At 63.8% G+C, this 9816-nt stretch carries 12 protein-coding genes; 8 read left to right on the top strand and 4 right to left on the bottom strand.

What is annotated here, in order from left to right; all coding sequences use genetic code 11:
* Nucleotides 1-926 (top strand): chorismate-binding protein (locus EN879_RS12640; RefSeq protein ID WP_164774389.1); only part of this gene is annotated, 926 nt, incomplete at its 5' end.
* 5 nt (nt 927-931) lie between these two features.
* Complete coding sequence (locus EN879_RS12635; RefSeq protein WP_013529938.1) at nt 932-1879, top strand: cation diffusion facilitator family transporter; 948 nt, start codon at nt 932-934, stop codon at nt 1877-1879.
* Between the two features lie 202 nt (nt 1880-2081).
* Here the strand turns inward: EN879_RS12635 and EN879_RS12630 are convergent, their stop codons facing one another.
* Nucleotides 2082-2288: an AbrB/MazE/SpoVT family DNA-binding domain-containing protein gene (locus EN879_RS12630; protein ID WP_013529937.1), complete on the bottom strand. Its 207-nt coding sequence runs from the start codon at nt 2286-2288 to the stop codon at nt 2082-2084.
* Between the two features lie 19 nt (nt 2289-2307).
* Entirely contained in the window at nt 2308-3426 is a 1119-nt protein-coding gene (locus tag EN879_RS12625; protein ID WP_013529936.1) for a hypothetical protein, read from the bottom strand.
* Between the two features lie 102 nt (nt 3427-3528).
* Here EN879_RS12625 and EN879_RS12620 point away from each other — a divergent pair, with 102 nt between their 5' ends.
* From EN879_RS12620 to EN879_RS12600, 5 genes are all read left to right on the top strand, one after another.
* Nucleotides 3529-3966 carry a DsrE family protein gene (locus tag EN879_RS12620; RefSeq protein ID WP_013529935.1) on the top strand — a complete coding sequence of 146 codons (438 nt, stop codon included), beginning with the start codon at nt 3529-3531 and terminating at the stop codon, nt 3964-3966.
* 125 nt (nt 3967-4091) lie between these two features.
* Nucleotides 4092-4871 carry an SDR family oxidoreductase gene (locus tag EN879_RS12615; RefSeq protein ID WP_013529934.1) on the top strand — a complete coding sequence of 260 codons (780 nt, stop codon included), beginning with the start codon at nt 4092-4094 and terminating at the stop codon, nt 4869-4871.
* A 62-nt stretch (nt 4872-4933) separates the two neighbouring features.
* Nucleotides 4934-5242 carry a putative quinol monooxygenase gene (locus EN879_RS12610; protein WP_063168863.1) on the top strand — a complete coding sequence of 103 codons (309 nt, stop codon included), beginning with the start codon at nt 4934-4936 and terminating at the stop codon, nt 5240-5242.
* A 28-nt stretch (nt 5243-5270) separates the two neighbouring features.
* Complete coding sequence (locus tag EN879_RS12605; protein WP_013529932.1) at nt 5271-5516, top strand: type II toxin-antitoxin system Phd/YefM family antitoxin; 246 nt, start codon at nt 5271-5273, stop codon at nt 5514-5516.
* Nucleotides 5517-5607: 91 nt separating this feature from the next.
* Nucleotides 5608-6711 (top strand): AbrB family transcriptional regulator, encoded by a 1104-nt coding sequence (locus EN879_RS12600; protein WP_063168864.1) that lies wholly within the window; start codon nt 5608-5610, stop codon nt 6709-6711.
* A gap of 7 nt (nt 6712-6718) precedes the next feature.
* On the opposite strand, the gene EN879_RS12595 is transcribed toward EN879_RS12600, so the two are convergent.
* Nucleotides 6719-7798 (bottom strand): siderophore-interacting protein, encoded by a 1080-nt coding sequence (locus EN879_RS12595; RefSeq protein ID WP_063170323.1) that lies wholly within the window; start codon nt 7796-7798, stop codon nt 6719-6721.
* Between the two features lie 125 nt (nt 7799-7923).
* On the bottom strand, nt 7924-8808 hold the full coding sequence (locus tag EN879_RS12590; protein ID WP_013529929.1) for a LysR family transcriptional regulator: 885 nt from the start codon (nt 8806-8808) through the stop codon (nt 7924-7926).
* Between the two features lie 147 nt (nt 8809-8955).
* On the opposite strand from EN879_RS12590, the gene EN879_RS12585 reads away from it, so the two are divergent.
* On the top strand, nt 8956-9816 hold an 861-nt coding region (locus tag EN879_RS12585; protein WP_127274073.1), incomplete at its 3' end, for an MFS transporter.

Below are 9816 nucleotides of genomic sequence, written 5' to 3'. Positions count from 1 at the left end.
CCGTCACCGGCGCGCTGAAGCTATGGGCCATTCGCTTTATCGAGCAGAACGAGAAGAGCCCGCGCGCCTGGTATGGCGGCGCGATCGGCATGGTCAATTTCAACGGCGACATGAACACCGGCCTGACGCTCCGCACCATCCGTATCAAGGACGGCATTGCCGAAGTGCGCGCCGGCGCCACATTGCTGTTCGACAGCATTCCCGAGGAAGAAGAAGCCGAAACCGAACTGAAGGCATCCGCCATGCTCTCCGCCATCCGCGACGCCAAGACAGGCAATTCCGCCAGCACCGAGCGCACCACCGCGCGCGTCGGCGACGGCGTCAACATCCTGCTGGTCGACCACGAGGACAGTTTCGTCCACACGCTGGCCAATTATTTTCGCCAGACCGGCGCCAACGTCTCGACCGTTCGCTCGCCGGTGCATGAGGAAGTCTTCGACCGGCTGAAACCCGACCTCGTCGTGCTGTCGCCCGGCCCCGGCACGCCGAAGGACTTCGATTGCGCCGCAACCATCAAGAAGGCGCGCGCCCGCGAACTGCCGATCTTCGGCGTCTGCCTTGGCCTGCAGGCATTGGCCGAGGCCTATGGCGGCGAACTGCGGCAGCTGCACATACCGATGCACGGCAAGCCGTCGCGCATCCGCGTCTCCAAGCCCGGCATCATCTTCTCCGGCCTGCCCAAGGAAGTCACCGTCGGCCGCTACCACTCGATCTTTGCCGATCCGGTGCGGCTGCCCGACGATTTCATCGTCACGGCCGAGACCGAGGACGGCGTCATCATGGCCTTCGAGCACCGCAAGGAGCCGATCGCCGCAGTGCAATTCCACCCGGAATCGATCATGACGCTCGGGCACAATGCCGGCATGCGCATCATCGAGAACATCGTCGCCCACCTGCCGCGCAAGGCCAAGGAAAAGGCCGCCTGACGATCATGGCCGAAGCCGAGAACACGATGGCGATCGCGGCCAAGGCGGCCGCGAAGCGCAAGGTCGCGAACCTCGCCTTCTGGTCGATTATCGTCGCCTTTGTCGTGCTCGCGCTGAAAGCTGCCGCCTGGTACGTCACCGGCTCAGTCGCACTCTATTCGGACGCACTGGAATCGATCGTCAACGTCATCGCCTCGGTCGCCGCCTTCTGGGCGATCCAGATCAGCCACAAGCCGGCCGACCAGGATCATCCCTTCGGCCATCACAAGGCCGAGTATTTCTCGGCAGTGCTGGAAGGCGTGTTGATCGTGCTTGCCGCGCTATTGATCCTCAACGAGGTCTGGCGCTCCTGGCAGACTCCGTCACCCTTGGAACAGCCTTGGGAAGGTCTTGCGGTCAACGGCGTTGCCACGATTATCAACGCCTTCTGGGCCTGGACGCTGATCCGCGCCGGCAGGGCGGAGAAATCACCGGCACTGGTCGCCGACGGCAACCACATCATGACCGACGTGGTGACCTCGATCGGGGTCTTCGGCGGCCTGGTCGGGGCGATCCTGACCGGCTGGCAGATCCTCGACCCCGCACTTGCCGTCCTCGTGGCGCTGAACATTCTGTGGCAGGGCTGGCATGTCATCGGCTCGTCGATGAACGGGCTGATGGACCGCGCCGTCGACACCCAGGAGCACATGCGCATCCGCGACGTCATCTCGGCCAACTGCAAGGGCGCGCTTGAAGTGCACGACCTCAAGACGCGCATCGCCGGCCGCGCCACCTTCATCGAGTTTCATCTGGTCGTCGACGCAGACATGTCGGTCGGCGCCAGCCATGTCATCTGCGACCGCATCGAGGACGCGCTGAAGGCCGAAATCCCCTCGGTGCGCGTCACCATCCACGTCGAGCCCGACGACGAGGCCAAGCTGCCGAAGGGCACAACCGCCGTGCCGTTTGCCTGAGGCGATTTCCTGTAGCGACTTGGGAAAATTAACCGAAGCTTCTCGACTTCGTCATCCACGGGCGAAGCAGGAGCGAAGCTCCGTCGCGGAGACCCGAAGATCCATGCCGCGACCTTGTCCGTAGAGTGCAGCGGAACAGAATTCTGCACCGCAGCAGCGCTCAGATGTCACGCATGGATCCTATGGTCTGCGCCGCCAGTCTCTATCGGCCTTCCAAAGCTGCCTCAACAAAATCGTCGTCAAGTGGCCCGGTCAAACTGTCGAGCCAGACCCAATCCTGCGCAAGCGGTTCGAGAACGACCGCTCGGCCCTCGCGAAGGATTGAAATCTCGCCGGTATCGAAACGGTATTTCTTCGGCATGCGTACTGCTTGCGATCCGCCAGACCAAAAGACTTTTGCCTTATCCATTCGCGCCCTCCATTGAAGCTCAAGGCGAGCAGGCCGATTGCGGCATCGGCTGCAGCCGATAGACCTTGTCGTCGGATTTCGTCTTTCCGGCGTCCGCCTTCGAACACAGGTCGACGATTGCAAGCGCGCTGTTTGGGTTGGCCAGCATCATCGTGCCGTTGGCGCCACGCTTGAGGAAAATCTCCTTCTGCGCGATGTCGCAGGAGAAATTGCTCATCTTCGTGCTGGCCGCGCAGCGCCACTGGTCGGCTTCGCCCTGGCAGGAATAGGTCTGCGTCACCTTGGCCGATTTCTGCCGTGTGGTGACGGTAACGGCAATGTCGGCGCCGTCTGGCCAATTGGCGGTGTCACCGCCCGAGGCGAAGGACGCCAGTTCTACCTTGCCGCGGAAAACCCGGATCGACTGGGTGAGTTGATCGGGGTGCGAGCCGAGATGCGCTGCATCGTAGTCGCGCCCATAGCAGAACGCCTGGTCCGGCTTCAGCCGCTCGCGTAGCGGAGCTCCGAGCGCAGCGGCGACTGGGTCGATGCGCGCGAACTCCGCCTGGCAGGTCGCTGCCGGCATCGGGTCGAGGCGGAAATTGTCATCCTCCGAGCCGAGCGCCCGCCTGTCATATTCCGCTGCGCCAAGCTCCTCTTCTGATCCGGCATCGAGATAGATGTCGGGCTGCAGATCCGAGAGGAACAGCCGACCCTTGTCATCGACCTTCAGCGACGCAAGCGTCCGGTCGCATTCCATGCCGCAATGGACCGGGCCCGTCTTGCCGTCCTCGGAAGCATGATTGCACCAGCCGCCGGCCCATTCAGGCGACTTGGCGCCGCGCACGGTGGTGGCGATGAAGGCATTGTAGGACGTGTCGGAATTCCCGGTCGGTTCCTCGTTCGGCCGGCTGACCGGATCATGGCCGTAGTAGAAGAAGATCCGCGCCACCTTCTGCTTCGGGTGCGCCTTGAGATGCGCCCCATCATAGACGCGGCCGAAACAGGCATCAGCGCCGTTCGGACTGAGTTCGGTAAGCTTCAGCGCATCGTCGGCGGAGGCCGATCCGGCAAGCGCGCCGAGCAGCACGGCGCAAAACCCGGCGCCGGCAACCGTCTTCCATTCCCCCAACCCAAACGCCCATTCCTTCAACGCCATGTGACCTCTCCTCCGCATCGAAAGGACGCAACGGCAATTTATGCTAGTATTGCGGCTGGAGTCACGCAATTCGCGGTCAGCCGCCAAGCGGAGGAGGATGCCATGCGCCGGCGCGACATGTTCCGCACGGTTCTTGCCGGAACCGGAACGCTTCTCGGTCTGCGGGCAGCACAGGCAGCCGCCACCGAGCCCACAAGGCAAAAAGTCGCCTACCACTTGAGCGACACCGACAAGGTCAATTTCGTGCTCGGCAACATCAAGAACCATTATGAAGGCACCGGCGGCAAGGTCGACATCGTGCTGGTCGTGCATGGTCCCGCGCTCGCGGCCTTCAAGTCGAAAGGCATATCGGCCGCGATTTCCGGGCGCTTCGCCGGCCTGGTGCAGCAGGGATTGGAACCCCACGCCTGCGCCAACACCATGCACGGCATGGACATCACACTCCCCGACCTGCTCGCCGGATTTCATGCCGCCGACAAGGGCGGCGTCGTCAAACTCGCCGAACTGCAAGGCCAGGGTTACGCCTATCTGCGTCCGTAGAGCGGTTTGTTTGACGCAAATCCCCCGGGGAAAGCGCTCACACTTTTCCTTGAATTGCTCCAAGGCTTGAACACCGGGGTGGCAAGGGCCTACGAAGGGCAGGCAGACATCCCGGAGGAAGAACCGTGCCAGCCACCACACTCAGCATACCCGATCTTGCCGGCAAGGCAGTGCTGGTTACCGGTGCATCGACCGGCATCGGGGCGGCGCTCGCGCTGGCCTATGCAGCGCAGAAATGCAAGGTGGCGCTGCATTATAACTCGAGCCGCGACGCCGCCGAGAAGCTCGGCCTGACGATTGCCGACAAGGGCGGCGAGGTGTTTCTCGTCCAGGGCGATTTCTCCGTTGCCGCCGATGTCGAGCGCGTCGTCGAGGACAGTGCGCAATATTTCGGCCGCCTCGACGGGCTGGTCAACAATGCCGGCGGCATGCTCGGCCGCATCCCCTATGCCGAGCAGACCGAGGCGCATTACGATGCGGTGATGGACCTCAACGCCCGTTCGGTGCTGACTGCTTCGCGCAAGGCGATCCCGTGGCTGAAGAAACAGGGCGGCTTCATCGTCAACACCTCCTCGATCGCCGCCCGCAATGGTGCCGGCGGCGGCGCCGGGCTTTACGGCTCTGCCAAGGCTTTCGTCTCCAATGTGACGCGCGGCATGGCAAAGGAGCTGATCGGCTTCGGCATCCGCGTCAACGCGGTGGCGCCCGGCACCATTCTCACCCCGTTCCACGAGCGCTATTCGACCGACGAGCAGATCAAGGGCATGGTCGCCACCATTCCGCAGGGACGCGCCGGCACGGCGCAGGATTGCGTCGGCGCCTATCTGTTCCTCTCTTCCGACCTTCTCAGCGGCTACATCACCGGCCAGGTGATCGAGGTGAATGGCGGCCAGTTGATGCCTTGAACGGCTATCGCCATACTGGCGATCTGCACGCTCTTGTCGAAAACCTCAAAGGAGACAACGGAATGTACGGACTGATCGGCAAGATGCGGGCGTCGCGCGGCCAGCGCGACGCGGTCATGGACCTCCTGCGCGCCAGCACCGGCGCCCTGTCGGGCTGCCTGAGCTATATCATCGCGCGCGATCCCGCCGATGCCGACGCGATCTGGGTCACCGAAGTGTGGACCGACGCCGAAAGCCACAAGGCCTCGCTGCAGCTTCCCGAAGTCCAGGCAGCGATCGCCAAGGCGCGGCCGTTCATCGCCGGCTTCGAATTCCAGGTCGAGACCCACCCCGTCGGCGGCTTCGGCCTAGCCGACAGCAAGACGGGGTGAGTTCGATGCCAATTTTGAGGAGCAATCTTTGACGCAGACAGTAAACATTCGCGATGCGAAAGCTCATCTGTCGCGCCTTGTGAGACGTGCAGCCCAAGGCGAGTCGTTTGTTATTGCCAAAGCCGGCAAGCCGTTGGCCAGAATCGTGCCGATCGAACAGCCGACGCTGCAGGCGCGACGGGTCGGTTTTATGGCCGGCCAGTTTTCCGTCCCCGACGATTTCGACCGCATGGGTCGCAATGAGATCGAGCAACGGTTCAACGCCGGCTTGTGAGACCTGTTACTCGACACCTGGGCGGGTGAAACAATCATTTTTCTGTGAATCGCGGTTCGCATTTTTCGCCCTGCGGGTCTAAGAGCGAAACATGGATTCCTCGGCCGAGCAGCCCTCCCCGGACCTGCCCACACTCGAGCGCATGGCGCGGATGCGCAAGCTCTGGCAGTGGCTTGCCCTGCTGGTTGTTTCCTTGCTGTTTGCCGGCGCGCTGGAACTCGCCGCCCTGCCGGCGGCGCTGCTGATCGGGCCGATGCTGGCCGCCATCGTCGCCGGCACCAATGGCGCCACGGTGCGCGTGCCGCGTCTTCTGTTCGGCGCCGCCCAGGCGATCGTCGGCTGCCTCGTCGCGGCGTCGATCTCGGCCGACATCTTTCCGGTCTTCACCCAGGAATGGCCGCTGTTTCTCGGCGTCGTGGTGGCCACCGTCACAGCCTCCAGCCTGCTCGGCTGGCTGATCAGCCGCTGGCGCATCCTGCCCGGCACCACCGCCGTCTGGGGCTCGTCGCCGGGTGCGGCCACCGCCATGGTGCTGATGGCGGGTGCCTTCGGCGCCGATCAGCGGCTCGTCGCTTTCATGCAATATCTGCGCGTCATCTTCGTCTCGATGACGGCGGCACTCGTTGCCAAGATGTGGGTCGACACGTCTGAGGTCGAAATCCCCGCCATCGTCTGGTTTCCGCCGATCGATGCCCAAGCCTTCGCCGCCACCATCGGCATCGCGGTCGTAGGCGGCCTGGCGGGAAAGTTGTGCCGACTGCCCTCGCCCTTCTTCCTCGGCACCTTCATCTTCGGCACCGTCGTCCATCTCGGCTTGGGCGTGGAAATGCAATTGCCGCAATGGCTGCTGGCCGTCAGCTACGCCATGGTCGGCTGGTCGATCGGCCTGAACTTCACAAGGGCGATCCTGCGCCATGCGGCGCGCGCCTTGCCGCAGATCATCGCCTCGATCGTGGCCTTGATCGCCTTTTGCGGCGGCCTTGCCTTCATGATCAGCCATCTCCTGGGCATCGATCCGCTGACCGCCTATCTGGCGACCAGCCCCGGCGGCATGGACAGCATCGCCATCATCGCTGCAGCAGCGCAGAACGTCGACATCTCTTTCGTCATGGCGCTGCAATCAGCACGCTTCCTGATCGTGCTGCTGATCGGCCCGAGCGTCGCGCGGCTGGTGGCGAGAAGCGTCAGGCAATAGGCAGCGGCTAGTCCTCGCCGCCCTCGCCCACGCTGTGCGCGTCCCGGCGCCAGTAGGCCGTAACCAGGTGGCGGTCGCGCGGCAGGCCCCACTGTTTGCGCACGATCTTGCGGATCTCCCGGAAATCGCCAAATTCGCAACCGACCCAGACGTACAGGCCGTCGGCAAGCGCCATGTGCTTGCGCTCGCGCAAGGCGGCGGACAACAGGCCCGCGGTGCCGGCCTCGCGGCCGTGCCGGTAAAGCCAGGTGATGTCGATATTATCCCCTTGCGCCAGCGCCATCCGGTCGTCCGGCCCATCGATCTCGATCAGCGCCTCAGCGCGTGTTGACGGCGGCAGATCTTCCAGAATCCTGCCTATGGCGGGAAGTGCTGTGTCGTCGCCGAGCAGAAGCAAGGTCTGCGCCACCGGAGCGTCGCCGCCACCGGGTCCGATCATGCCGATGACATCTCCCGCCCGTGCATTTTGCGCGAAGCTGGCGGCGGGCGTCTCCTGGCCGGGGTGCAGCACGAAATCGACATCGAGCCAGCCGCTTGCGGCATCCAGCGCCCGGATCGTGTAGACCCGCACGGCAAGAGCATCGTCGCCCGAAGGCCAGACAATCAGGCCGTCGGCGCCCATCGTCGGCCAGAGCGGCTGGCGGCCAGCCGGCGGCAGCAGCAGCCGCATGTGCAGGCCGCCATGGCTGAACCGGCCGAGATCCTTGCCGGCGAAGCGCAGACGCTGCATATGCGCCGAAATCCGCGTCGACGACATCACCGTGATCTCGCGGAAGAAGACCGGCGTGCCGGCGTCAACGCCGTCGCCTTGCCAATGAATGCCCCTGGTCGTGCCGAGATGTTCGGCGACATGGCCGGCAACCGTCATCTTCATGTAGGACAGGCAGGTTTCGTCGGACGCCGCGACGCGGATCAGTACGCTTTCATCATCGAGCGTGGCGCTCAACGAACCATAATAGAGGCGAAGCTCCCATTGGTCGGCGACGCCGGTGTCGATCTCGAATTCGCTGTGCTCGGCGCGCAGCCGGTCCATCACCGACCTGATCGCCGCGTCGCTGATCCGGGTTTGCGCGCTCAATTGGTCCATCATTCAAGTCCTATGCAACAGTTCGGGGCAAGCGCCGCAGCGCCCCCGCGGTCAGCGGCATGCCACAGCCGCTCAAGCGCTTCCACACAAACATGACTATCACTGTCATATTATGCGATGAACGCCTAGCGCGCCGCAAGGCGATCGGGAAGGAAATCGACGAACACGCGCACCTTCGGCGACAAATGGCGGTTGGAAGGCCACAGCATCCGGAACTGGCCACGGCCGTCGACATGACCGTCGAGAACGGTACGCAGCCTGTCTTCGTGCAGCGCCTCACGCACCAGGAAATCCGGCATGCAGGCGATGCCGAGGCCGGCGATCGTGGCGCCCTTCAATGCTTCCATGTTGTTGCAGGTCAGCATCGAGCGGATCTGCGGTTCAGCGCTTCCGGTTATGAACGGCCACTCCAGCAGCCTGCCGCTGTTGAGGAAGCGGAAGTTTATGCCGAAATGCCTGATGAGATCCGCCGGCTCGCCGGGTGTGCCATGGCGCTCGAGGTAGGAGGGCGCCGCGCACAGCAGCATGCGGAAGGGCGCAACGGGTCTCGACACGAGGCGCGAATCAGGCAGCTCGCCGCTGCGGATCGCGACATCGATGCCCTCGTCGATGACGTCGACGATCCGGTCGTTGAAATCGATGTCGAGTTCGATCTCGGGATAGCGGGCCATGAACTCCGACAACACCGGCAGCAACAGATGATAGGTGACGATCGGGGTGGATATGCGCAGCCGCCCACGCGGTGTTTCCCGTGTCCGCGACAGCATCGCCTCGGCATCGTCGATGTCGTCGAGGATGCGGCGCACCCGCTCGTTGAACAGCTTGCCCTCTTCCGTCAGGCCAATGCGCCGCGTGCTGCGCTGCAGGAGCCGCACGCCGAGTTCCTGCTCGAGCCGGGCGACACTTTTGCCGACAGCGGAAGCCGAGATGCCAAGCGCCCGTCCGGCAGCGACGAAATTGCCGAATTCGGCGGTGCGGGCAAAGGCCAGGAGCCCGTTGAGACGATCCATCGTGTCATTCCATTCGAGCGTTTCAGTCCGATATACCAGGAGATATAACACTATTCTTCCTGAAATGCCGACGACCTATCTTGTCATCACGACCGGCTCCGCAATCGCGCGGCCCACCGGCGAGTGCTGTTTCAGATAGGAAAATCCATGACTTCCAGGACCACAACCGGCTCTGCCGAGAGATGGCTCGTGCTCTTGTCCGTGTGCCTTGCCGCGATGACGATGCCATTGACCTTCACCGGTCCGGCCGTCGCTCTGTCGCGCATCGCGGCCGATCTCGGCGGCAGTCCCATCGAGCTCAACTGGGTGACCAACGCCTTCATGCTGACCTTCGGCGCCACCCTGATGGCGTCGGGCGCCCTGGCCGACAACCACGGCCGCAAGCGCCTCTTCCTCGTCGGCCTCTCCCTCTATATCCTGGCATCACTGGGCGCGATGCTGGCGCCGGACATCATCTGGTTCGACATCTTCCGGGCCGTGCAGGGGATCGGCAGTGCGGCCGCCTTCGCTGGCGGCGCCTCGGCACTCGCCCAGGAATTCGAAGGGCCATTGCGGCTGCGCGCCTTCAGCTTCCTCGGCACCAGTTTCGGCATCGGCCTCGCCTTCGGCCCGATCGCGTCGGGCCTGCTTATCTCCGCATTCGGCTGGCGGTCGATCTTTCTTCTGGTTGCGGCACTCGCGATTGCCGCCGCCATGCTCGGCCTGCGCACCATCAGGGAATCGCGCGACCCGGATGCGACGGGCCTCGACTGGGCGGGAGCCGGCACCTTCACGATCGCGCTGGCGTCGCTGACCTATGGCGTGCTCCAGGCGCCGCAGAGCGGCTGGGCTGATCCCCTCGTCGTCACGCTTCTGGCCGCTTCTATCATCTGTTTTGTCGCCTTCGTCGTTGTCGAGCGGCAAGCACAACGGCCGATGCTCGATCTCACGCTGTTTGCCTACCCCCGCTTCGTCGGCGTCCAGTTCCTGGCTGCGGCACCCGCTTACGCCTTCGTCGTCCTGCTCGTC

This window comes from Mesorhizobium sp. M7A.F.Ca.AU.002.02.1.1 (genome assembly GCF_003998535.1).
GTDB lineage: Bacteria > Pseudomonadota > Alphaproteobacteria > Rhizobiales > Rhizobiaceae > Mesorhizobium > Mesorhizobium ciceri.
This window is presented reverse-complemented; position numbering and strand designations above follow the sequence as displayed.

Excerpts from the sequence above, each read along its gene's own strand:
- EN879_RS12635 (WP_013529938.1), top strand. The coding sequence starts at position 932 with ATGGCCGAAGCCGAGAACACGATGGCGATCGCGGCCAAGGCGGCCGCG.
- EN879_RS12630 (WP_013529937.1), bottom strand. The coding sequence starts at position 2,288 with ATGGATAAGGCAAAAGTCTTTTGGTCTGGCGGATCGCAAGCAGTACGC.
- EN879_RS12625 (WP_013529936.1), bottom strand. The coding sequence starts at position 3,426 with ATGGCGTTGAAGGAATGGGCGTTTGGGTTGGGGGAATGGAAGACGGTT.
- EN879_RS12620 (WP_013529935.1), top strand. The coding sequence starts at position 3,529 with ATGCGCCGGCGCGACATGTTCCGCACGGTTCTTGCCGGAACCGGAACG.
- EN879_RS12610 (WP_063168863.1), top strand. The coding sequence starts at position 4,934 with ATGTACGGACTGATCGGCAAGATGCGGGCGTCGCGCGGCCAGCGCGAC.
- EN879_RS12600 (WP_063168864.1), top strand. The coding sequence starts at position 5,608 with ATGGATTCCTCGGCCGAGCAGCCCTCCCCGGACCTGCCCACACTCGAG.
- EN879_RS12595 (WP_063170323.1), bottom strand. The coding sequence starts at position 7,798 with ATGGACCAATTGAGCGCGCAAACCCGGATCAGCGACGCGGCGATCAGG.
- EN879_RS12590 (WP_013529929.1), bottom strand. The coding sequence starts at position 8,808 with ATGGATCGTCTCAACGGGCTCCTGGCCTTTGCCCGCACCGCCGAATTC.